Origin of the sequence: Streptomyces sp. NPDC058620, from assembly GCF_042717135.1 — a bacterium.
Taxonomy (GTDB): Bacteria; Actinomycetota; Actinomycetes; order Streptomycetales; family Streptomycetaceae; genus Streptomyces.
Window position 1 is genome coordinate 13,236 of the sequence record NZ_JBHXQO010000012.1, and the last position, 23,166, is coordinate 36,401.

Sequence of the window (23,166 nt, forward strand, 5' to 3'; positions counted from 1 at the left end):
ACGTCACGAGCACGGTCACGCACCGTGCCGGAGATGACCGCGAAGCATGCCGGCCGAGCGTTCCCGGTGGGCCCGGGTGAGCGTTGAAGGTGGCCGCCGGCCACTTCTCGGGGAGGCGCGGTTCAGCGGCACAGAGTCGCGTCCACGATGCCGTCCATGCGCTCCCTGGTCGCCTGGCTCGGCTGCGTGGTCACGGCGACGTTGACTGCGCGATCCTTCTGGGTGGCGCCGCCTCGGGTCTCGTATCCGGTCATGCTGCCCCCGTGACCCCAGTACACCCCGCCGCACGACAGAGGCGTGCTCACGAGGCCCAGCCCGTAACGGGCGCCTGCGGGGAAGGGGTAACTGGCGGGGACGGTGGTGCGCATCTGGTCGAGCTGAGCCTTCGGGAGGAGGCGGCCGGCCAGCAGCGCGGTGAAGAACCGGTTCAGGTCGGAGTTGGTGGACACGAGCTGCCCGGCGGCCCATGCCCAGGAAGGGTCCCATTCCGTGGCGTCGATCGGTGCCGCGCCTGCCGCATCCTGGTAGTAACCCCTGGGATGACGCTCCCGGATCGCCACCTCTCCAGGGGCGGGGAAGTAGGTGTGGCGCAATCCGATGCGCTTGATGACGCGCCGGTCGATCTCTTCGGCGAGGGGGCGGCCGGTGATGTTCTGCACGATCAGGCCGGCCACCACGTAGTTCGTGTTGCTGTAGGCCCATTCCGTCCCGGGATCGAATTCGGCCTCGTGCTGGAGAGCGAGGTCGAGGAGTTCGCGGGGGTCGTAGGAGCGGATGTCATCACTGAGATATTTGGTGTAGTTGGGAAGTCCGCTCGTGTGCTGGAGCAGTTGGCGGACCGTGATGCGGTGCCAGTCGATCCCGTCCCCTCGGCCGAGGCCGCGCAGATAGGTGTCGACCGGGGCATCGAGGCCGATCCTCCCTTCACCGACCAGTTGCAGCACGACCACCGCGGTGAACGTCTTGGTGTTGCTGCCGATGCGCACCTGACCGTCCCGGGGCACCTGCGCACCGGTCGCCAGGTCGCCGACCCCTGCGGTGTAGGTGCGGACGCGGCCGTCACGGGCTTGGACGCTCGCCAACGCGGCGGGCACGCCGTCGGTGTGCACCAGCGCGTTCAGGCCGCTTCGGGTGGTGTCCGGCCCGGCGGTGGCGGACACCGCGGGCGGGGCCAGGGCGCCCATCATCATGACACCGACGGTCACAGCGGCCGCGAGCGGCACGGTTGTGCGCCGACCACTCCGCCGCCCGGAGGAACGAAACGTCTGCCCTGCCTGCTCTCGCACGAGCCAACTCCTGGGAATCATCGGGAAACCAGCTGCTTGTGGGCCCAGCATCTCCGGAGGCGACCGCGCAGGACGATAGTGCTACCTCCCCAGCTCCAGGTGGGGCTGGCCCCAGGGCGGACGCGACGGAACCCGCGTAACCCTCCATCGCCCCCTCGCCCGCGCCGTCGTTCGGGTCGTTGTACGTGACCTGCTCGATCCTGAGCCGACCGGCGTTCGACGAGGAGGCTGTAACGCCCCGGCAGTCCACCGCGAATCCGGCCTGGCGGCCGAGCTCGGTGAGTGACGTGCAGCCGGGGATGCCATCGGCGTCCGTGCCGCTGTAGCTCTGGGCCTGCTGCTCCGCCGCGTAGGCGGCCCTGGTCTGCTCGCCGAAGAAGCCGGTCTCATGATGCCAGTCCGCCATCATCCCGCAACGGCTATTGCACCGTGTGCACCTTCCGCCGAATGTTGAATTCAGAAGGGGATTATGACGATGGATCATCCGCAATGCCTGGCCGGAATGGCAGCGGTGCCCGTTTCCCAACTCTGCTGGCCGGCCCTGCCGTCCGGGTCTACCCTGAAAAAGAGGAGTATGTGCAGACGGGGGAGATAGCGAGGTCCCGCATGCCCACCAGAACGAAGATCCCGATCGTGTACGTCCGAGGATTCGCCGGCGACACCTCGGGAATCGACAAGGCAGTCAAGGATCCTTTCTACGGATTCAACGAAGGCTCCACCCATGTCCGGGTGGGAGCGGGGAACGAACCGAGTTTCCACCAGTTCGAGAGCCCGCTGTTGCGTCTCCTCCTCGACGACGACTACAGACTTCTGGTCGAGGGCGGTCAGGATGCCTACCTCAATGCCCATGACAGCATTCCCGCCAACTCGATCTGGGTACTGCGTTTCTACGACGTGTCCGCCAGCACCTGGGGATCCGAGCCGAAGGAATTCCGCATCGAGGACGCGGCGGCGGACCTCCTGAGCCTGATCGACAAGATCCGTGCGAAGTCCGGAGCCGACCACGTCCACCTCGTCGCCCACTCCATGGGCGGACTCGTCTGCCGCTGCCTCCTGCAGAAACTGCTCCCCGACCTCGGCCGTGACCCGGCCGACTGCGTGGACAAGGTCTTCACGTATGGATCGCCGCACGGAGGAATCACGTTCGACGCCGGTTTCGGCCTGTTCGAGAAGGTGCGCGACGCCACCGGGCTCAACGGGGCCGAGATCTTCGGGCCGAAGCGCATGTACGAGTACCTCACCCCGAAGTCGGACTACGACCCGCAGGGGCGTCCGTCGGAGTGGCGCGCCCGCGACATGCCCGCGCGCGACGCGGCACACCCCAAGGCATTTCCGCACCCCCGGGTCTTCTGCCTCGTCGGGACCGACCCCACGGACTACGACGTGGCGTTCGGCCTGTCCGCCGCCGCCGTCGGCCCCCGGAGCGATGGGCTGGTACAGATAGAGAACGCCTATGTGCCGGGTGCGCACAGGGCGTTTGTGCACCGCAGCCACAGTGGCCGGTACGGTCTCGTGAACTCGGAGGAGGGCTATCAGAACCTGCGACGGTTCCTCTTCGGCGACCGCAAGGTCGAAGCCACGCTGGCCGACTACCGTCTTCCGCCGGAGGAGGGAACCACCTGGCAGGCCGAGGTCCGCATGTCGGTACGGGGGCTGCCGATCGTGATTCACGAGCAGACGGCCGAGCACTGGTGCCCGCTTCAACTACCGCCGTCGGACGCCCTGGCGGACATCCCCCTCACGAGCACGTTCCTGTGCACCGGCCTGCGGCCTCAGGACGGGCACGGAACCATGCGATACGCGATGCATCTGCGGATCCTGTCGCTGCACGAACGGCGCGGGTTCATGAACTTCGGTGACCACCTCGAGCAGACGGCCGACTTCGACGACATCCTCGTCATCGACGTCGGCCAGGGCACGTGGGCGGCATGGAACTCAGTCATTCCCGGCAGCATCCGGGACCACGACCCCAGCGGCACACCCCTGGCCGACGTGGACTCGGCCGAGGGCAGGTGGGTGGCGAGTGTCCCGCTGCCCGACAGCGCGAAACCGATCCTGGGCGATCAGGCCCGGATTCGGCTCACCGTCACCCCGTGGGAGTAGCAGCAGGCCCTCCGGGTCCGGACCGACGGACTGATCCTTGACCGCCGGGGCGTTCGTGCCCGGCCGCTCCCGGTCGGGAGCGGCCGGGCACGGCGACGCGCGCCCTACTGGGCGTAGAACGTCGCGTCCGCCTTGGCGGTCGTCGTCTCCGCAGGCTGCGTCACGAGCAGGTTCTCGTAGTGACGGAGATAGCGGCCGGGGAAGTTGTACGACTCGAAGGAGACGCCGGCGGCCGTGTCGGCCAGGCCCGGGCGGCGGTGGAAGCCGGCGTCGTTCTTGAAGGTCGTACTGCCGTCGTTCCTCTCGACCCACACCTCGTGGTTCTTGTGCCGGAGGTAGTAGCCGGGGAAATTGGCCGATTCGAGGGAGACGGTGCCGCTGCCTGCGAGGCCGGCGACGACGCGGAACTGTGAGTCCGCGAGGCTGGTGACGTTCGCTTCGAGCTTCGCGCGGAATTCCCAGTGCCGGATGTACCGGTCGGGGAAGTTGAAGGAGGAGAGGCGGACGGGGGTGGCTCCGTCGGCGACCGGAATGCCGAAGTTCGGGGTGCCGTCGGCATTCCAGTAGAGCTTCTGGTAACGGGTACGGCGGTTGGGGTCGTTGAGCGGGTCGCCGCTGATGTCCTTGTAGTTGCGGTCGTGGTAGACGAGGACGTCCGACTTCCCGTCCTCGGACGTGGTGAAGGTGTTGTGCCCGGGGCCGTACTGACCAGTCGCGGCGTTGCTGGTGAAGACCGGATTCGGGTTCTTGGTCCAGGAGGCCGGGTTCATCAGGTCGGCGCCGGCGCCTGCGGTGAGCAGCCCCAGGCAGTAGTTGCTGTCGGTGGCGCTGGCCGAGAAGCTCATGAAGATCTTGCCGCCGCGCTGGATGACCGCCGGGCCTTCGTTGACCGTGTGGCCTGCCTTCTCCCACGCGTGGGTGGGCCGGGAGATCATCACCGGACTGCCGCTGATGGTCCAGGGGTTGGACATCCTGGCGAGGTAGATGTTGGTTCCGGCGCCGACGGCCGGGTCGTTCTGCGCCCAGGAGAGGTAGCGGGTCGAGCCGACGACGAACGTGGTGGCGTCGAGGGAGAAGGTGTCGAGCGGCAGGGCGATGCGGCCCTTCTCGGTCCAGGTGCCCGTCAGCGGGTTGGCCGCGCCGGTCTCCAGGACGTACGGCCGGATCTTCCAGATGTCGCTGGTGGACCCGGCGGCGAAGTAGACGTACCACTTGCCGTCGATGAAGTGGATCTCCGGCGCCCAGATGTGCGCGCCCATCTCCCCGGCGGTGTGCTTGCTCCAGATCGTGGTCTCGGCGGCGGTGGACAGCCCCTGAAGGGTGGTGGCCCGCCGCATGACGATCCGGTCGTACGCGGGGACGGTAGCGGTGAAGTAGTAGTAGCCGTCCGTGTGCTTGAAGATGTGCGGATCTGCGCGCTGTTCGGCGACCGGGTTGGTGAAGGTCACCGCCGGTGATGCGGGCGCGGCCGCGTGCGCGGGGGTTCCGCTGGTCAGCACGGCCAGTGCGGCGAAGAGAGCCATGATCACCCTTGCGATGTCGCGTCCCACTGTCTTCCCCTCCCTCATGGCCGTCATACCGTCGGCTTGAGCTGCCACTGCTGGCAGGCGTTGTTCAGCCAGGTCCACTGCCGTACGTCACTGCCGTTCGCCGTACCGCAGTCCGTGACGTCGGCGACCTTGCCGCTGCTCTCGTTGACGACCCGCACGTAGTCACCCGAGGCGGTGTGCACGAGCCGGAACTTCTGGCAGTTGTTGTTCAGCCACGACCACTGCCTCAGATCGGCACCGTCGGCGGCGGAACAGTCGGCCGTGTCCATGACCTTGCCGGTCGCGACGTTGACGAGCCGGCTGGTGTCGTCGCCGAGGTCCTCGATCCGCCACTTCTGGTTGGCGCCGCCGCTGCAGGTCCACTGCGCGATGTTGGTGCCGTCCGCGGTGTTGCCGCCCGCGACGTCCAGGCACTTGCCGCTGTTCCGGTTCACCAGCGTGTACGCCGTCGGCGTGAGCGCCGTCTCTCCGGACGGGCCGGGCCGGGTGGCGCCCAGGGCGATCGGGGCGCCGAAGTCCGGAGTTCCGTCGGCGTTCCAGGTGAACTTCTGGGCGCGCGTGGTGCGGCCGTTGTCGCAGCCGCCGGAGGCCGAGTCGTTGGCGTGGTAGACGATCCAGTTCTCGGTGCCGTCGGGCGAGGTGAAGAAGCCGTTGTGGCCGGGGCCGTAGACCCCCGCGGAGTCGTTCCGCGAGAAGACGGGCGTGGACTTCTTGGTCCAGGAGGAGGCCAGCAGCGGGTTGCTGCCGGTCAGTTCCAGCCGGCCGAGCTTGTAGTCCGGCCCCCAGCAGGCGCTCGCGGAGTAGACGACGAACGTCTTGCCGTTCCGGTAGAGCGGTTCCGGCCCCTCGTTGACCGTGCCGCCCTGGGTCTCCCAGCTCAGGGTGGGGCTGGAGATGACGGAGAAGGCGGAGCCGCTGAGCGTGTACGGGTTGCTCATCGGGGCGATGACCAGGCTCTGGGCGCTGCCGTTGACGGAGCCGCTGCCGAGCAGGTACAGCTTGCCGCCGTGCCGCAGCACGCTGGCGTCGATGAGCCAGCCCCCGGGGCTGAGGTTCGACCCGCTGAGCTGGTTCTTGTAGGTGTACGGGCCCATGGGGTCGCTGCCGGCGCTCTCCAGGACATGGGTGCGCTGGGAGTCGCAGCAGGCGACACCGCTCTGCCCCGCGGAGTAGTAGAGATACCAGCGGCCGTCGACGAAGTGCAGCTCGGGCGCCCAGAAGTTGGTGTTGCGGGTGGAGGTGGTGTCGCTCCAGACCTGGACGCTCGGGGCCGTCGACAGGCCGGCCAGCGTGGGCGACTTCCGCATGGTCAGTACGCCGGTGAAGGACGTGGTGATCAGGTAGTAGTGGCCGTTGTAGTGCTCCAGCCAGGGGTCGGCGCCCTTCACCGACTTGACGGGGTTCGTGTACGGACGTCCTTCGGCGGCGGCGGCCGGCTGCGTGGCGACCGGGGAGAGCATCACGAGCAGCGCTGCCATGAAGGCGAACCAGTAGCGGGTGCGGAACAAAGCGGAGCCCTTTCGACAGCTGGCAGCCGACAGCAGCCACCGGCACGGCGTGTTCGAAATACCGGACAACGTGCGTAACTTCGACCAGAACATAGGCACGCGCCCTGTACACGTCAACGGTTCGGACAGCTTTGGTTCCGGCGGGATTGCCAGCACGTGACGAATCGCGCGACAGGCACCGCGAGAAACACCGCGAAGGAGACCGCGAGCTCACAGGCGACTTCGTCCGAGGCGCCGAACAAGGCGTCAATTCCGGCGCCTCCTACGGAATTTGGCGCAATCCGCGACGCGTTGTCCGACCCGTCGTGCATTTCACTCCACCTCTTGACGTTGCACTCCTCGACGATTGACACTCGCGCATCGCGACGTCACACAGCCGAAACGGCAGTGCACCCACCACCGGTGGCCTGCCGCCCCCTTTCCGGTTCACCGGTTCACCGGTTCACCGATTTCCGGTTCGCCGATTCTCCGGTTCGGCCGTTCTTCGGATCGCCGATTCTTCGGTTCCGCCCCGATTCCCCTTCAGCCCCCTCCAGCAAGGGAATGTGAAACGATGCAACTCGCCCGACCACACAGCCGCGCGCAACGGTGGGCCGGTCATCTCGCCGCACTCACAGCCGCTTCGGTCCTCCTGAGCGCCGCCGGCCCCGCCGGCCCCGCCCACGCGGCAGAGCCCGCCGGTATCACCGAGGGCCTGGCCCTCCGGTACAAGCTCGACGCCCCCTCCGGCACCGCCGGGACCACCGTGCCCGACGCCTCCGGCAACGGCCGCGACGGTGCGGTCAACGGCGCTGCCGCCTGGTCCACCACCGGTGAGGGGCTGGGCTTCAACGGCTCCGACACCTTCGTCGAGGTGCCGGACAACATCCTGAGCGGCATGGCCGCGATCACCGTCTCCATGGACGTACGGATCGACGCGGCGCAGGCCACGCCTTACTTCCTCTACGGCTTCGGAAACACCAGTGGCACTGCCGGCAACGGCTACCTCTTCACGACGGGCAACACCTTCCGTACCTCCCTCGCCTCCGGCAACTGGTCGACGGAGCAGACCACACAGCCCTCCCCGGGGCGCACTCTGACCCGCTCCGTCTGGAAACACGTCGCCTACGCACAGACCGGCTCCACGGGCGTGCTCTACGAGGACGGTGTGGAGGTGGCCCGCAACACGGCCCTCACACTCACCCCCGGCTCCATCGGCTCCGGGATCACCACCGCCAATCACATCGGCAAGTCGGTCTACCCCGGCGACAAGCTCTTCAAGGGCCGCATCCGCGACTTCCGCGTGTACGACCGCGCGCTGGCCGGACCGGAGGTCGAGCAACTCGCCCTCCCCGTCGCCACCAAGGGGGTCGCCGACGACAAGGCCGCGCTCACACTCGGCGACACCGGCGCCGTCGTCGCCGACCTGACGCTGCCGTCCTCCGGTACCGCGGGGGGCTCCACGATCACCTGGGCGAGCGACGCGCCCTCCGTGGTGTCGGCCACCGGCGCCGTGCGACGCCCTGCCGCCGGTGAGCCGGCCGGTCGTGCGCGGCTCACCGCCACGCTGAGAAAGGGAACAGTGTCCGGCACCAAGTCCTTCGACATCACGGTCCCCGCCGCGTTCGACGACGCCACCGCCACCGAGGAGGCGGCCAAGGCGCTGACCGTCCACGACCTCGACGACGTACGCGGCAACCTCACGCTCCCCACGAACGGCTCGTACGGCACACACGTCACCTGGTCCTCGGCGAAGCCGGCCGTCGTCTCCGCCGACGGTCTGGTCCACCGCCCCGCGCACGGTGCCGGCGGCACGACCGTCGAGCTGACCGCGACCGTCACCAGGGGCGGCGCCCGGACGACCCGCGTCCTGACCGCCCAGGTCCCCGAGCTCCCCGCCCGGGAGCCTCTGAAGGGCTACATGTTCAGCTACTTCACCGGCGAGGGCACCGCCGACGGCGAGCAGCTCTACACCGCGCTCAGCAAGGGCAACGACCCACTGCACTGGCGGGAGTTGAACGACGGCAAGCCCGTCCTGACCTCCACGCTCGGCGAGAAGGGCCTGCGCGACCCGTTCATCATCCGCTCCCCCGAGGGCGACAAGTTCTACCAGATAGCCACCGACCTGCGGATCTACGGCAACGGCAACTGGGACGCCGCCCAGCGCACCGGCAGCAAATCCATCATGGTCTGGGAGTCCACCGACCTCATCCACTGGACCGATCAACGCCTCGTCAGGGTCTCGCCCGACGCGGCGGGCAACACCTGGGCGCCGGAAGCCTTCTACGACGAGAAGCTCGGCTCGTACGTGGTCTTCTGGGCATCGAAGCTGTACGCCGACGCCGAGCACTCCGGCAGCACGTACAACCGCATGATGTACGCCACGACCCGCGACTTCCGCACCTTCAGCGAGCCCAAGGTCTGGATCGACCGCGGCTACTCGGTCATCGACTCGACGCTGATCCAGCACGACGGCCAGTACCACCGGTTCTCCAAGGACGAGCGGAACAACACCTCCTCCACCCCGTACAGCAAGTTCGTCTTCGCGGAGAAGAGCGACTCGATCCTCGGCCTCTCCTACGACTTCGTCGCCGAGGGCATCGGCAAGGGGGCGATGAGCGCCGCCGAGGGGCCGCTCGTCTTCAAGTCCAACACCGAGGAGAAGTGGTACCTCTTCCTGGACGAGTTCGGCGGCCGCGGCTACCTCCCGTTCGAGTCGACGAACCTCGCATCCGGCGTCTGGACCCCGTCCACCGGCTACGACCTTCCCGCCGGACCCCGCCACGGCACGGTCCTTCCGGTGACGCGGAGCGAGTACGACCGGCTGCTCCGCGCCTACCAGCCGTAGCCGGGGAACGCCCGCGGCCTGCTCGAAGCGTGCGTCGAGCAGGCCGCGGTGCGTCACGGGCGGACTTCCCGGGAGGCCCCCCGCCCCGTCAGGTCTTCCCGCGCGCCGTCATCGCCCGCTGGATCAGGATGAACGCACACAGCAGCACGCCCGTGGCGATCTTCGTCCACCAGGAGCTGAGCGTGCCCTCGAACTGGATGATGCTCTTGATCAGGCCGAGGACGAGCACGCCGAACAGGGTGCCCACCACATAGCCGGAGCCACCCGTGAGCAGCGTGCCGCCGATGACGACCGCGGCGATCGCGTCCAGCTCCATGCCGGTGGCGTGCAGGGGGTCACCTGACTGGATGTACAGGGTGAAGAGGAGGCCGGCCAGCGCCGAGCAGAAGCCGCTCACCGTGTAGACGGCGATCTTCGTGCCGCCCTGGGGAAGGCCCATCAGCATGGCCGACTGTTCGTTGCCGCCGATGGCGTACACCCGGCGTCCGAAGCGGGTGCAGTGCAGGACGTAGAAGGCCACGGCCAGGACGACCAGGGCCACGACCGCTCCGATCGACAGGAAGGCGCCGCCCAGGGACACCTGGGTCTGCGCCATGCTGCTGACCGAGGCGTCGCTGATGGCGATCGACTCCTTGCTGATGACCAGGCACAGGCCCCGGAAGAGGAAGAGGCCGGCGAGGGTCACGATGAAGGGCTGGATCTCGAAGTTGTGGATCACGTAGCCCATCAGGAAGCCGCCGAAGGCGCCCACCGCCAGGGCGAGGGGGATCACGAGCAGAATCGGCAGCCCCTGCCTCTCCACCATCCATGCCGTGAACATCGTGGTGAAGCCGATCACGGAGCCGACGGAGAGGTCGATGCCGCCGGAGAGGATGACGAAGGTGGCTCCGGCGGCGGCGACCAGCAGGTAGCCGTTGTCGATGAACAGGTTGAGGAAGACCTGGGGTTCGGCGAAGCCGTAGTTCTGGTACCGGCTCAGACCGGCGACGTACATCGCGAGGAAGAGCGCGGCGGTGACCAGGACGGGCAGCCGCCGGTCACCGAGCAGACGTGCGGCCCGGGACACCGTGCGGCTGTCCGGTGCCTTACGGGCTTGGGTGGTCGCGCTCATCGCGACACCTCCATCCTGGGAGCGTCTTCGGCCATCGTGGAGGTCTCCGCCGGGCTCGCCGCCCGCGTGCGGCCCTTCTTGCCGAACACCTTGGCGCGGAACTTCGGGGACTGGAGCAGGCAGACAGCAATGACGACAGCGGCCTTGAAGACCAGGTTGGTCTGGGTGGGGACGCCGATGGTGTAGATCGTGGTGGTCAGGGTCTGGATGACCAGCGCGCCGACCACGGTGCCACCGATGGAGAACCGGCCGCCCAGGAGCGAGGTGCCGCCGATCACCACGGCCAGGATCGCGTCCAGCTCGATCCACAGACCGGCGTTGCTGCCGTCGGCGGCGGAGGTGTTGGAGCTGATCATCAGCCCCGCGATGCCCGCGCAGACCGCGCAGAACACATAGACCATGACCTTGATGCGCCGGGATCTGATGCCCACGAGACGGCTTGCCTCGGCGTTGCCGCCGACCGCTTCTATGAGCAGCCCGAGTGCCGTGCGACGGGTCAGCGCGACGGTGACGGCCACGACGGCGGCCACCACGAAGATGGAGAAGGGGAGCGTCAGCCAGTACCCGCCGCCGATCAGCTTGTAAGGCTCGCTGTTGACGGTGATGATCTGGCCGTCGGCGATCAGCTGGGCGACGCCTCGCCCGGCGACCATGATGATCAGCGTGGCGATGATCGGCTGGATGCCCATCCGGGCGACCAGGAAGCCGTTCCAGAGCCCGCAGACGACGGCGGCCACCAGGCCCAGCGCCAGGGCGAGCAGCACGCCGGAAAGTGCGTTCTGGTCCGACCGGCCACTGATGTACGAGCAGGCCAGCGCGCCGCTGATCGCGACGACGGCGCCCACGGAGAGGTCGATGCCGCCGGTGGCGATGACCAGGGTCATGCCGACCGCGACCAGGATGAGGGGCGAGCCGAAGAGCACGATCGAGACGAGGCTGCCGTAGAGATGGCCGTCCGTCATCCTGATCGAGAAGAAGTCCGGGGTGAAAGGGACGTTGACGAGCAGCAGGACGACCAGGACGGTGACCGGCCAGAAGAGGTGGTGGTGTGTCAGCGCCCGCCGTCGGGCCGAGGTGGTCACTGGTGTTCTCCGCTCGCGATGGTCTCCAGGATGCGGCTGGGGGTGATCTCGGGCCCGTTGGCGAACCGCGCCACGAGCTTGCGGTCGCGCAGCACTCCGATGGTGTGGCTGATCCGGAGCACCTCCTCCAGTTCGGCCGCGATGTACAACACGGACATGCCGTCCTCGGAGAGCGAGACCACGAGTTTCTGGATCTGCGCCTTCGCGCCGATGTCGATGCCGCGGGTCGGCTCGTCGAGGATCAGCAGTTTCGGCTGGGTGATGAGCCAGCGCGCGAGCAGCACCTTCTGCTGGTTCCCACCGCTGAGCCGGCCGACGCGTGCCTCCGGGTCGGCGGGGCGGATGTCCAGCGCCTTGATGTACTTGGCGACGAGTTCGTCGCGCTGGGCGGCCGGGACGGGCCGGACCCAGCCGCGCGATGCCTGCAGGGCGAGGATGATGTTCTCCCGCACCGTCAGATCCGGTACGAGCCCCTCGGCCTTGCGGTTCTCCGAGCAGAACGCGACGCCTGCGCCGATCGCGTCGTTCGGCGCGCTCATCGGGACCGGCTTCCCGCCGATGGTGATCTTGCCGCTGTCGGGCTGGTCGGCGCCGAAAAGCAGCCGGGCGAGTTCCGTACGGCCCGAGCCGAGCAGTCCGGCGAGGCCGACGACCTCGCCCTTCTTGATCTCCAGGTCGAAGGGAGCGATGCCCCCGGTCCTGCCGAGGCCGTCGGCCCGGAGCAGCGATTCCCCGACCTCGGCGTGGAGTTGGTGGTCGTGGAGCTGCTCCAGCTGTTCCACGTCCTTGCCGATCATCAGCTGGACGAGCCCTGCCTGGCCGAGGTCGCGGACCAGGTGCTCGCCGACCAGGGTGCCGTTGCGCAGCACGGTCATACGGTCGCAGACCTCGTAGATCTGGTCGAGGAAGTGCGAGACGAAGAGGATCGCGACGCCCTCGTCCTTCAGCCTCCGCATCAGGCCGAAGAGTTCCAGGACCTCGTCCCGGTCGAGGCTGGAGGTCGGCTCGTCCAGGATCAGCACCTTGGTGCCGGAGCCCTCGCCGTCACTGTCGCCGGTGCCCACCGACCGTACGATCGCGACGAGTTGCTGTACGGCGAGCGGGTACGAGGACAGGGGTGCGGTCACGTCGATGTCGAGGCCGAGCCGGTCGACGAGCGCCGCCGCCTCCCGGCGCAGCCGCTTCCACTGGATGCGGCCGCCGCGGGTCGGTTCGCGTCCGATGAAGATGTTCTCCGCCACCGAGAGGTTGGGGCAGAGGTTGACCTCCTGGTAGACCGTGCTGATGCCGGCCTGCTGTGCCTGGAGTGGGCTGGCGAACCGTACGGACGTGCCGTCGAGGGTGATCGTGCCGCCGTCGAGGGGGTGGACCCCGGTCAGCACCTTGATGAGCGTGGACTTCCCGGCGCCGTTCTCGCCGAGCAGGGCGTGGATCTCGCCGGGGAAGAGGCGGAAGTCGACATCCGACAGAGCCCGTACCCCCGGAAACTCTTTGACTATGCCCGTCATCTCCAGGACGGGCAGCGGCTCTGCCATGGCAGCGCTCCTCATGGATCTCGTTCAGTCCCGCGGGGAGCCCCCTGGGCCCCGGGCCGAGAGGCTCGGCCGGTCGGGGGCTCCCTGCCGGTGAGTGGGTCGGTCAGTACTTGCGGTTCGGGAGCGCGGCCTTGGCCTGGTCCTGCGTGTAGTCGCTCTCCTCGGTCTTGATCCAGCGCTCGACCTTCTCGCCGGCGTGGACCTTCTTCACGACGTCCATCAACTGGGGGCCGAGGAGCGGGTTGCACTCGACGATGGCGTTGATCTTGCCCTCGGACATCGCGACGAAGCCGTCCTTCACGCCGTCGATCGAGACGATGAGGATGTCCTTGCCGGGCTTCTTGCCGGCCGCCTCGATCGCCTGGATGGCACCGATGGCCATGTCGTCGTTGTGTGCGAAGAGCACGTTGATGTCGGGGTTGGACTGGAGGAAGGCGGCCATGACCTGCTTGCCGCCGGCCCGGGTGAAGTCACCGGTCTGGCTGACGACGATCTTCCAGTCGTCCTTGTGCTGCCGGTCCATGACGGTCTTGAAGCCCTTGGCGCGCTCGATGGCCGGGGCTGCGCCGGTGGTTCCCTCCAGCTGGGCAATCTTCACCTCGCCCTTGTGACCGGCCGTGGCGAGCACCTTCTCCAGGATGACGGCCGCGCGCTCCCCCTCGGCGGTGAAGTCGGAGCCGACCAGCGTGACGTACAGGGACTCGTCGGAGGTCTCCACCGAGCGGTCGGTGAGGACGACCGGGATCTTCGCGGTTCTGGCCTCCTTGAGCACGGCGTCCCATCCGGTGACGACGACCGGCGAGAAGGCGATGACGTCGACCTTCTGCGCGATGTAGCTGCGGATCGCTGAGATCTGGTTCTCCTGCTTCTGCTGCGCGTCGGAGAACTTGAGGGTGTAACCCGCCTCCTTGGCCGCCTCCTTGACCGAGTCGCTGTTGGCGGTGCGCCAGCCGCTCTCCGAACCGACCTGGGAGAAGCCGAGGTTGATCGCCTTGCCGCCGCTTCCACCGCTGTCGCTGCCACCGGAGGAGGTGGACGAGCCCGCGTCGCTCTTGGCGCAGGCCGTCAGGGCGCCCGCGGCTGCCACGCCGACTGCCGCGGCGAGGAAGTTACGTCTGTTGAGCATGTTCTTCTCCTTGTACTCAAGCGGACAGGCGGTCTTACGTCCTACCTGTCGATCATCGTTCGAAATCTCGGACATACGGGAGCACGAGATGGATACGTGCGGCGAGGGCGGGCTGCCCTCGTCAGGGCGGGTAGGGGGAACTGCTGGCGCGGACGACGAGATGGGGCTCGATGACGATCCGGGTCGCCCCCGAGGAGGCCCGGCCCTCGATCAGGTCCAGCAGCAGGGTGATGCTGCGGGCGCCCACCGCCGAGAAGTCCTGGCGGACGGTGGTGAGCGGCGGGGCGAAGAACTCCGACTCCGGGATGTCGTCGAAACCGGCGACCGCCACGTCCTGGGGAGTTCGTACCCCCGCTTCGCGCAGTGCCCGCAACACCCCCAGCGCCATCTGGTCGTTGGCCACGAAGACCGCGGTCAGCCCCCTGCCCACCCAGCCGGCCAGCTCCTGACCGGCCCGGTACCCCGACAGGGGGCTCCAGTCCCCGCTCAGCGGGGGCGGCGCCTCGACGCCCGCCGCCTCCAGAGTCGCCCGCCACCCTGCGACCCGGTCCGCCGCCTCCTGCCAGTCCCCCGGCCCGGCCAGGTGCCAGACGCTGCGGTGGCCGGCGGCCAGCAGATGCCCGGTGACCAGCCGGGCCCCCAGACGCTGGTCCACGTTGACGCCGGGAATCCCCAGACCGTGTTGGCTGCCGACGGTCACCACCGGGAAGGGGTGGCGGAGTTCGGCGAGGGCGGCGACCGCCGGCTGCCCAGGAGCGAAGGCGACCACCCCCTCGACCCCGCCGTCCCTGAGGTGGTCGAGGGCCTCGGAGAACGTGGCGACGGTCATCTCCCGCAGACTCACGGTCGAGACGAGGTACCCCTCCGCCCGCGCCGCCTCCTCCAGCGCGAACAGCGTGCTCGCCGGGCCGTAGAGCGTCGTGTGGGACGCGATCACACCCAGCGTGCGGGTGCGCCGGGTGGCCAGCGCCCGTGCGGAGGAGTTGCGGCGGTAGCCCATCTCCTCGATCGCCCGCAGCACCTTGGCCCGCGTCTCGTTCCGCACGTTGGGGTGCCCTCCCAGCACCCGCGAAACTGTCTGGTGGGACACGCCCGCCCGTCGGGCGACATCGGCCATGGTGGGCGGCCGAAGCGGGGACCGCACCTGCAACTGCTCCATGGCCGCACCTCCTTGGACATCGACGTGTGAACGCGGAGGTCATTGTGAGCGCTAACAATTCATGGCGGTCAAGGGGTCCTACCGAAGTGAGGTCGTCACGTTTGGGTAACGCGACGGAAGCACGACGACAGCTTCCCCCCTCCGCGAAACGTGTCGGGGCGAAGGTATTGACGCACCCTGGGCGCGGCCCTAATTTCAGCACCGACACTTCGAACTGTGTACGAAATACCGGACGCAGGAGACGACCGGTCCTACCCCCGATCCCCGCCCCGGGCTCAACCCGCTTCTGATCCTTCAGGTGGACAGTGCCGACCGCTGCGCCGCCGCGATCGAGTTGCCACGGTCGCCCCGTCCTCGCCGCACCGATCCGACAGCCCGAAGTGCTGGTCGCGCTCGGAGAGCACGCCGATCCGCGCGCGGACACAGCCCTTCTGCCCTGCACCGGCCACCCCGACGCCCGCATACGGCGTGCGGTGGCCACCGGACTCAGCAGTTGGCCGCCGGACTTCTCGGAGGGCGTTCGCAAGTCGTTGCTGGTGCTGATGACCGATCCGGACGCACAGGTACGGCAGAGCGCCTGCCGCACGGTCGCGGAGGGCAAGGACCGCGATCCCGTCTTCGCCGACGCCATGGCCGTCCTGCTGGATGACGCGGACCGCCGGGTCCGGGTCATCGCCATGCACGGGCTCGCCCGCCACGACGACGAGCGTTGCGTGGAAGGGGAGCGCCGTCTTCCCCCGGCGCCGCCGGGCACCCCGCACGAGTACGACCTCGACGAGGTGTGGCGGTACGAGCGGCGCCGCGACGGCCGCTGACGCGCTCCCTCGTCGCCCTCACGGCGCCGTCCCCCACGCGGAACGGTCCGCCGGGGGATACAGCGGGCCGTCACGTACTTCTCCCAACTGGCCGTGAGCGAAGAGCTGCGCCGAAGCACGCACGCCGACGCAATCGTGGAACCCCCACCGCTCCTCTGGTCCGTGACATCGGGCCGCGTGACGCCGCACGTACTACTCAGCTGCGTCTGGCCTTCCCGGACCTGACACCGGCCAACGCCGTACCGAGAAGGACGTACGCGACGAGGGCGGGGATGGGCATGTGTCCGCCGTCGCGGTCGATGTCGTCGATGAAGTACCCGGAGATCAGGATCCAGGCGAACCCGCCGGCGAGAACGAGGAGGGTGTTGCCGGATTCCCGCATCAGGCGCATACCGGCCCACAGCAAGAGCGGCATGAGAGCCCAGGAAGCGGCTGTGGTGAGGAGGAACTCGACAGTTCCCGCGAACATCGTGTCCCCGCTGCTTGTCTCTGAATCCCGGGCCCACTCGTAGCCGGCGGCCATGAGCGTATGGCAGACAGCGGTGGCGACGGCGACGGTAAGAGCTCCTTTGGCGTGACGTATGTGCTTCATCTGCAGAACCCTTCCCTGGACACGCCGGTGGGCCCCAACGCGAATCCGTTGGAGCCCACCGGCCATGTGCGGACGATGACTGGCGATGGTGCGCCCGACGTTACTTCAGGGCGCGTTCCAGAGCGTTGGCGTAGAGCCGGGCTCCGCTGATCTTCGGGTGGAACGACTTCATCGAGGGCTGAGGTGAATCGTTGTCCGCCTCGGAGTACCCACTGAGGACGATCCCGTTGATCGACTCGGGGTCACCGCAGATCGCCTTGCCATTGAAGTCCGGCTGGGGGTCGACGAACGTGGCCCCGGCCGCCGCCGCGGCAGCGCCCATTTCCTTGGTCAGGTGAGCGGCGACCACGTCGTTCAGCCACGGCGCCTCTTCCGTCCCGATGCCCGGAATGCAACCGCCGCTTCCGGTGAGCAGTTTGGGATAGCCGACCAGGACGATCTTGGCGGACGGCGCACGGGCCTTGATCTGGTTGAGGACCTTGGTGATGCGCGGTTTGGTCTGCTCGGTGATCCACTTCGGAATGAAGTCCTTGAGGGGTCCGGTCATTTCGCCGGTCTTGTTCCCCGTGTCCGGGTCCCTCTTCTCGAACTCGGCATCCTGGCAGAGCTTCAGCCCTGCCTTGAAGATGCATTCCTGGATCACATCGGTGAACAGGGAGTCGTTGCCGCCGATGGCGATGGTGACGATATTCGTGTTCTTGTCGAGGTAACCGAGGTCCATCTGCGGAAGCTGGTTGTTCTGGTTCGAGCCCCCGGTCCAGATATTGAACGTGCGGGCCCCCGAGCAGGCGATGAAGCTCAGATCGACATCGGCGTAGGTGTCGGAGAGCTCACCGATGGACTTGGTCTTGCCGGGCAGGGTCGCCTGCCGGATCCAGGCCTGCTTGGAGCGGTGGCACTTGTTGACCACCTGGTCGTTGCCGATGTCTTCCTTGTAGTCCGTCTCGCGGAAGTAGTCCTTGCCGTCCGCGGTGTCGGCGCCTTCACCGGAGGCGAAGGAGTCGCCCATGCCGACGATCTGGGTCGGCTTGGCGGCGAGCTTCTGGAAGGCGACGGCGTCCCAGGCGATGTCGACCCCCACTCCCTCCTCGGTGATGTTGGACAGGGAGACGGAGGCGTTTCCGGTGAAGTTGAAGACACCGAGCGAGCGCCACTCGTTGCTGCGGATGCGCTGCGGGGAGACACGGTGCGGAGAACCGGAGTCGCTGCCCAGCACGGTGTACTTCGCCTGCTGGGACCTGGCCGCGACGTTCGGCATGTGGACCAGGACACGAGTCCAGCCCTTGACCGTGCTGGCGCCGGTCCAGGTGCCCGTGACCTTCAGCCGCGGGGCCTCGGCGGAGCTGGCCTTACGCGTGGTGGAGAACCAGACATGGTTTCCGTATCCCACACCGAGCTGATGGGTGTCCATCTTGGCGGAGGGCGAGGCGAAGTCGAACTTGAAGGACCCTGACGACTGCGCGGTGTCCGTGCATCGCCTGAAGTCGGCGCCCGCGATTCGCTGGCCGGTGTTCACGTTGTCGACGATCGGCGTACCGATCGGGAGTCCGGAGTTGCACCGCGGCGGGTGCGAGTTGCCGTCGGCCTCTTCCGGGTAGGTGTTGTTGAAGCGGAACAGCTCGAATCCGCACTGCGAGGTCGCGCAGTTCTTCCACTCGACCTTGCCGTTCCACCAGCACTTCCAGTCCGACCGCTGGCACGGGCCGAGCGCGGGCGAGTCGTTCGACGCGCCTTCCTTGATCTTCGACGGGTCGCACTCGTTGGACGAGGTGCAGAACAGGCCGACCGGGGGCTTGGCCGTGGTGCGGAAGAGAGGATCGGTCCACCAAGCGGGCCGGTAACCGTGGACGAGCTTGCCCGGCTCCTCAAGGGCCTCCAGCGGGCGCGCGGCCCAGCCGATGACCTTCTCCGGGTACGGCCAGTACTGCGGGTTGGCGGCGTGGGAGTAGTCGTCCCCGCCGACGGCGTTCTCCAGGAACGGGGTGCGGTTGGGCTTGTAGGTGGGGTTGGCGGGGTTGTTGGCCCAGCCAACACCCCACTTCCCGCCGTTCGCGCCCGCTTCCGACTGGGGGTAGAAGCCGGAGTTGTAGGCCCACAGGGCGAAGAACCAGTTCTCGATGCCCTTCGGGTCACCGTTGTTGACGGTGAGGCCCGCGTTGCGGGTCTGGTTCCACTTCTCGGCGAGGATGTTCACGCCTGCGGCGACGTTCGCCGTGTAGTCCAGCGCGACAGCCTCCTGGTACAGGCGCGGCTTGGACGGCCGGACCTCCCCGTTCTCGTACGGCTTGCCGGGCAGCCGCATGCCGTCGGTCACCTGCGTGATGCCGTAACCGCAGTCCGCGGCCTTCCAGTTGATGAGCCAGGGGTCGTTGACCTGGCCGTGCTCATCGTGCTTGAGGCCGTAGTAGTTACCGATGAGGCTGTTGGCGGTGGTGCCCGGTGCGGCGAAGCGGGTCGCCTGCCACATGTTGGACTCCTGGGCGGTGATGCCGAGGAACACCTGTGCCGGGATGCGCCCGCCACCCGCGAGGGGCGTGAGGCCGCCGGCCAGGGACTGGGGCGAGTACGCGCCCATGCCCATGTTCTTCCAGTTGGCGGCCCGGGCGACGTGGCCGTCCATCGTGCCTTCGATGGCACGGTTCACGGCCCACTCGACCTGCCGCGGCTTCGGCTGGAAGGCCTGCTTCTGCGGGTTGCCCCGCTCCACTGCGCAGGTGCGCTCCGACTCCGGCTCGGCGATGTTCAGCATCGTCGAGATGCCGCCGCTCTTGCTGCGCCCACCCGCGGGGGTGGTGCCGAGAGCCGGCGAGCGGTCCTGTCCCTGGGCCGTGTCGGGGCTGACCGGGGACGCGGCCGGGTTGGCTTCGAAGACCGACGTGCTGCCGGTGGGCAGGTGCCGCATCTCGATACGGGCGGTGCGCGCCGTGTCGTACTCCGAGGCGCGGATACGGGTGTCCTTGCCGTCGGCCCACGCGACACTCACGAGGGCGCGGGCCTTGGTGGACACGGTGGCGTCCTTGTCGATCCCACCAGGGTTCCGCACGTTCTTGGGCAGCGCACCGAGGCTCTTCGCTCCGCCGGTGACGATCGCGGTTCCGTCGGCGGCGCGGACGAGGTCGACGCCGGTGAGGCTGCCCTGGGCGACCGTCCGGGCCTTCGCGCCCTTGGTCCTGGTCTGCCCGGCGGTCAGGTACTTGACCTTGGACGTCTGTCCGGCGGACGCGGCCTCGGCGGCGGTGGCGCCGGGCTTCACACCCTTGGCGGCCTTGGCGGCCTTGACACCGGTCTGGTGATCCAGGAAGGCGAGTCCGCCGTCCTTGGTCACGGACAGGTTGAAGGGGGTGTTGTCCGTACGGGTGACCAGCTTGGAGCGGCCGTCCGCGCCGATCCGCACGATCGCGTTGCCCTGTGCGGCGGCGATGCCCTTGCTGGTCGGAACCGCGGAGGTGATCTGTCCCTTCACCGTGACCGGCGTGCCCGTCTTGCCCGATCGGGCGTCGACGGTGATGAGACGCGTCTCGTTCCTGCTCGATGTTCTCTCGTCGGTGAACTGCGAAAGAACGGCCTTCTCGCCGTAGCCGCAGCCGGGCGAGAAGTAGGCGAGGCTCGCCTGGTACGGCAGCTTCTTGACCGTACCGGTGTTCAGGTCGACGGTGGCCGTGAACGCGCCCCGGGCCATCATGTCGGGCTTGTTGGTGAAGGTACGCGGCGCGTAGGCGACGACGGCCCGGTCACCGGAGGCGGTGACGCAGGCGTTGCCGATCCAGGTGTCGGTGTCGAAGAACCCGGGTTCGGAAAGAGTCGCGGCGGTCTTCCAGCGGTAACCGTCGGCCTCGTCAGCGGTCATCAGGTGGAAGCCCGTGGCGTCACCGATGGTGGTCCAGGCGGTATCGGACGACTGGGTGTAGCCGGCGCCGAGAACCTTGCTGCGCTTCTTGGCCGGAACACGGTCCTTGTGACCGTCCTCGTCCGCCCGCACCCTGGGCTCGGAGGCGTCGGACCAGCCTTCGGCCGCGTTGGGGGATGGCGACGGTGGCTGCGGTACGGATTGTGCCTGCGTCGCGGATCCTATGGATATCGCGGCGACAACGGCACAACTGACCACAAGACGAACAGACTTTAATCTGTTGGCCCGTATCAAGGTGTTGCCTCCATGTATATGGGATGGAGCATGGCAATAATGGCCGAGCATGGCCACAGCAGAGGACCAGCTCGCTCCACGCAGGAGAGGGACGAGGAATCCGTGCTCGGAAAGGGTGGACCGGGTCGCTGGACCACGGGATGAGAAGCTGACCGCTGACGGCGTTCACTACGGAACCGGCCCGCCGGAACGGCGAACAGTTCTCATCGGCCGTGGAACCCGACCCCCGGCACGTGACCGAGGACGGCCTTCCCGCCCACCACTTCCCTCGTCCCGGCAGGCGCCCCCATCATCATGGCGACGGACATGCCGATACGTTTCATGACCTTTATAGGCATGCGGAATGAACCCCCCCTGCCCCGCGTGCGCGATGAAACGTCAGGAATCCCGGACGCCTCTCGGTTGATCCACAAAGTATTCACAGAGGGACGCCGCGTCTGTGATCCACGACACAGGAGGGGATTGCGACTGGTTCTTTGGCCTGAACCAGTTCACGCGCGGACGGAGAACTCGTCGACGCGTTCGCTCGCTATTGCCGACGGCGCCACATACGCATATGCACCTGCGACGGCCTTGTTCGAATTTCTACATCCCGGGGAGTCGCGGCAAATCCCCTCTTAGGAGCTCCTGCCAACATCTTGGCGAGATGTCCTGGTTGGGTGCGACGGCTGTGCCGGGACCGGCCTCCGACTCCTTGACGCGCTCTTCCCGAGCGCCTGCGACGATCGGTCCGGACGGCGAGCGGACCGGGGAGTTCGACTTCCTGGCCTACGAGTTCACCCGTGCGCGGATGTGGCTGCCGGTGTCACGGCGGCTGCGCACCCTGTCCTCGACCGTCCGGTGGATCCACCGTCGCGGGGCACGTCACCAGCAGTGGCGCAAAACCAGCAGCCGGTAGCCGGTAGCCGGCGCACTGGCCTCCCCGGCCACAGAAGCCACATAACCTCACCATCAGTGAGAAAATCGACGGGATGACTCCATGGCAGGAAGGGACTCCGGTGGATTTCGAGACTGTCGCCGACCAGCTCTACGGGTTGCGGCCGGAAGAGTTCACCAAAGCCCGCAATGACCGCGCCAAGGCTGCCCGTAAGGCGGGAGACCGTGACCTCGCACAGCAGATCACCGCGCTGCAGCGACCCACCCTGTCCGCGTGGGCCGGCAACCTTCTGGTGCGTGAGCAGCCCGGGGAGGCGGGGCCGCTGCTTCGGCTGGGCGAGCAGCTGCGTCAGGCTCACCAGGACCTGGACGGTGAGCAGCTGCGTGAGCTCACCGGCCGGCAGCGCGTCCTGATCCGCGCACTGGCCCGGCAGGCTCGGCAGCTGGCGGCCGAGGCGGGCCACGAGGTCGGTGAGGACGTCCAGCGCGAGGTGGAAGGGACACTGCACGCCGTTCTGGCAGACCCCGAGGCCGCAGCGCAGTGGGCTGCGGGCCGCCTGGTCAAGCCGCTCAGCGGCACTACCGGGTTCGCCGCTGTCCAGGGCAGTTCGACGCGAACGGCTTCGGCGCCTTCCAGGGCTCCGAAGGCCGCACCCGCCCGCGATGCCGCCGGCGCAGAGGACCGCAGACGCCAGAAGCTGGCCCGTGCCCGGCGGGAGGCGCAGAAGGCGCAGGAGGACTTGCGGGAGCGTGAGAAGGAGGGTGACTCGGTCAGCGGCCAGGCGGAGGACGCCGGGGCACTGGTGGAGCAGCTGAAGCAGCGCGTCACCGAACTGGCCGATGAGCTGAAGTCGACGGAGGAGCAGCAGCGTAAGGCACGAGCCGAGGAGCGTGAGGTCCGTGACCGTGCGCGTGATGCCGACCGCCGCATGCGCGAGGCCCGGCGACGTGCCGAGGCTGCGGCTGCGCAGGTCGAGCGGCTGGCCGACGAAGGCAGCTGAGCATAGATGTGACGGCGGAGCACGAGCTGCCGTCGGACTGATCGCCTTCGCGACGGCAGCGGCCGGACCGACCGCCTTCGTCGGGTTCCTCTCCGGCCCCATCGCGGCCCGGATCGTGGGAGCGGGCGGTGCCCTGCTCGCACCCCGCCGGGGACCCGCCGTGACCTGAACCGGGCGTGCGGCACCACCATCGTCATGGCGCTCCACGACCTCAACCTCGCCGCCCGGTGCGCGGACCCCTCATCGCCCTCGCGAACGGTCGTCTCCAGCGATCGGCTCCCCCGCCGACGTGCTGACCCGGGAGAGCGTCCACGCCGTGTTCGACCCCTACAGCCGCATCATCGAAGACCCGGTATCTGGCCGGCCCCCTATGCTTCCGATCGGCCGGCACCACGTCAGGCCACCAGCCGACGCCCGCACGGCCTGCCTCGACTGACCGTGTGCACGCCGGTGC

15 protein-coding genes and 1 pseudogene are annotated in these 23,166 nt (G+C 68.0%); 6 read left to right on the forward strand and 10 right to left on the reverse strand.

Annotation, left to right across the window (positions count from 1 at the left end):
• Positions 1 to 122: 122 nt before the first annotated feature.
• Entirely contained in the window at positions 123 to 1,286 is a 1,164-nt protein-coding gene (locus tag ACFWSK_RS14570) for a serine hydrolase domain-containing protein (protein WP_383784950.1), read from the reverse strand.
• A 606-nt stretch (positions 1,287 to 1,892) separates the two neighbouring features.
• Between ACFWSK_RS14570 and ACFWSK_RS14575 the strand changes: the two genes are divergently transcribed.
• On the forward strand, positions 1,893 to 3,389 hold the full coding sequence (locus ACFWSK_RS14575) for an esterase/lipase family protein (RefSeq protein WP_383784953.1): 1,497 nt from the start codon (positions 1,893 to 1,895) through the stop codon (positions 3,387 to 3,389).
• 104 nt (positions 3,390 to 3,493) lie between these two features.
• On the opposite strand, the gene ACFWSK_RS14580 is transcribed toward ACFWSK_RS14575, so the two are convergent.
• Together ACFWSK_RS14580 and ACFWSK_RS14585 are read right to left on the reverse strand one after the other, a co-directional pair.
• Positions 3,494 to 4,912, reverse strand: coding sequence for a family 43 glycosylhydrolase (locus tag ACFWSK_RS14580; RefSeq protein ID WP_383785332.1), 1,419 nt, complete (start codon positions 4,910 to 4,912; stop codon positions 3,494 to 3,496).
• Positions 4,913 to 4,962: 50 nt separating this feature from the next.
• On the reverse strand, positions 4,963 to 6,417 hold the full coding sequence (locus ACFWSK_RS14585; protein WP_383785334.1) for a family 43 glycosylhydrolase: 1,455 nt from the start codon (positions 6,415 to 6,417) through the stop codon (positions 4,963 to 4,965).
• 583 nt (positions 6,418 to 7,000) lie between these two features.
• Here ACFWSK_RS14585 and ACFWSK_RS14590 point away from each other — a divergent pair.
• Entirely contained in the window at positions 7,001 to 9,274 is a 2,274-nt protein-coding gene (locus ACFWSK_RS14590) for an immunoglobulin-like domain-containing protein (RefSeq protein WP_383784956.1), read from the forward strand.
• Positions 9,275 to 9,362: 88 nt separating this feature from the next.
• Here ACFWSK_RS14590 and yjfF read toward each other — a convergent pair whose 3' ends face one another.
• The 5 genes from yjfF to ACFWSK_RS14615 form a co-directional block, all read right to left on the reverse strand.
• On the reverse strand, positions 9,363 to 10,385 hold the full coding sequence (gene yjfF / locus ACFWSK_RS14595; RefSeq protein WP_383784958.1) for a galactofuranose ABC transporter, permease protein YjfF: 1,023 nt from the start codon (positions 10,383 to 10,385) through the stop codon (positions 9,363 to 9,365).
• Complete coding sequence (locus ACFWSK_RS14600; protein WP_383784961.1) at positions 10,382 to 11,467, reverse strand: ABC transporter permease; 1,086 nt, start codon at positions 11,465 to 11,467, stop codon at positions 10,382 to 10,384. The genes yjfF and ACFWSK_RS14600 overlap by 4 nt, the downstream gene beginning before the upstream one ends.
• Positions 11,464 to 13,002, reverse strand: a complete 1,539-nt coding sequence (locus ACFWSK_RS14605) for a sugar ABC transporter ATP-binding protein (protein ID WP_383784964.1) — start codon at positions 13,000 to 13,002, stop codon at positions 11,464 to 11,466. The genes ACFWSK_RS14600 and ACFWSK_RS14605 overlap by 4 nt, the downstream gene beginning before the upstream one ends.
• Before the next feature lie 103 nt (positions 13,003 to 13,105).
• Positions 13,106 to 14,128: an ABC transporter substrate-binding protein gene (locus ACFWSK_RS14610; protein WP_383784967.1), complete on the reverse strand. Its 1,023-nt coding sequence runs from the start codon at positions 14,126 to 14,128 to the stop codon at positions 13,106 to 13,108.
• 121 nt (positions 14,129 to 14,249) lie between these two features.
• On the reverse strand, positions 14,250 to 15,287 hold the full coding sequence (locus ACFWSK_RS14615) for a LacI family DNA-binding transcriptional regulator (protein ID WP_383784970.1): 1,038 nt from the start codon (positions 15,285 to 15,287) through the stop codon (positions 14,250 to 14,252).
• Positions 15,288 to 15,760: 473 nt separating this feature from the next.
• Between ACFWSK_RS14615 and ACFWSK_RS14620 the strand changes: the two genes are divergently transcribed.
• Entirely contained in the window at positions 15,761 to 16,102 is a 342-nt protein-coding gene (locus ACFWSK_RS14620; RefSeq protein WP_383784972.1) for a HEAT repeat domain-containing protein, read from the forward strand.
• Positions 16,103 to 16,298: 196 nt separating this feature from the next.
• Here ACFWSK_RS14620 and ACFWSK_RS14625 read toward each other — a convergent pair whose 3' ends face one another.
• A complete protein-coding gene (locus ACFWSK_RS14625; RefSeq protein WP_383784975.1) occupies positions 16,299 to 16,694 on the reverse strand; it encodes a hypothetical protein in 396 nt (131 codons plus the stop codon).
• A gap of 100 nt (positions 16,695 to 16,794) precedes the next feature.
• Positions 16,795 to 20,673 (reverse strand): GDSL-type esterase/lipase family protein, encoded by a 3,879-nt coding sequence (locus tag ACFWSK_RS14630; RefSeq protein ID WP_383784978.1) that lies wholly within the window; start codon positions 20,671 to 20,673, stop codon positions 16,795 to 16,797.
• 808 nt (positions 20,674 to 21,481) lie between these two features.
• Here ACFWSK_RS14630 and ACFWSK_RS14635 point away from each other — a divergent pair.
• The 3 genes and pseudogenes from ACFWSK_RS14635 to ACFWSK_RS14645 all read left to right on the forward strand — a co-directional run.
• Entirely contained in the window at positions 21,482 to 21,733 is a 252-nt protein-coding gene (locus ACFWSK_RS14635) for a hypothetical protein (protein ID WP_383784981.1), read from the forward strand.
• Positions 21,734 to 21,833: 100 nt separating this feature from the next.
• Positions 21,834 to 22,712 carry a hypothetical protein gene (locus ACFWSK_RS14640; RefSeq protein ID WP_383784984.1) on the forward strand — a complete coding sequence of 293 codons (879 nt, stop codon included), beginning with the start codon at positions 21,834 to 21,836 and terminating at the stop codon, positions 22,710 to 22,712.
• Between the two features lie 162 nt (positions 22,713 to 22,874).
• Positions 22,875 to 23,148: pseudogene (locus tag ACFWSK_RS14645) on the forward strand (ABC transporter ATP-binding protein); the annotation flags it as partial.
• Positions 23,149 to 23,166 lie beyond the last annotated feature (18 nt).

Coding starts and splice junctions, on each gene's coding strand:
- ACFWSK_RS14575 (WP_383784953.1), top strand. CDS start 1,893: ATGCCCACCAGAACGAAGATCCCGATCGTGTACGTCCGAGGATTCGCC.
- ACFWSK_RS14605 (WP_383784964.1), bottom strand. CDS start 13,002: ATGGCAGAGCCGCTGCCCGTCCTGGAGATGACGGGCATAGTCAAAGAG.
- ACFWSK_RS14615 (WP_383784970.1), bottom strand. CDS start 15,287: ATGGAGCAGTTGCAGGTGCGGTCCCCGCTTCGGCCGCCCACCATGGCC.
- ACFWSK_RS14625 (WP_383784975.1), bottom strand. CDS start 16,694: ATGAAGCACATACGTCACGCCAAAGGAGCTCTTACCGTCGCCGTCGCC.
- ACFWSK_RS14635 (WP_383784981.1), top strand. CDS start 21,482: ATGTCCTGGTTGGGTGCGACGGCTGTGCCGGGACCGGCCTCCGACTCC.
- ACFWSK_RS14585 (WP_383785334.1), bottom strand. CDS start 6,417: ATGGCAGCGCTGCTCGTGATGCTCTCCCCGGTCGCCACGCAGCCGGCC.
- ACFWSK_RS14610 (WP_383784967.1), bottom strand. CDS start 14,128: ATGCTCAACAGACGTAACTTCCTCGCCGCGGCAGTCGGCGTGGCAGCC.
- ACFWSK_RS14580 (WP_383785332.1), bottom strand. CDS start 4,912: ATGGCTCTCTTCGCCGCACTGGCCGTGCTGACCAGCGGAACCCCCGCG.
- yjfF (WP_383784958.1), bottom strand. CDS start 10,385: ATGAGCGCGACCACCCAAGCCCGTAAGGCACCGGACAGCCGCACGGTG.
- ACFWSK_RS14590 (WP_383784956.1), top strand. CDS start 7,001: ATGCAACTCGCCCGACCACACAGCCGCGCGCAACGGTGGGCCGGTCAT.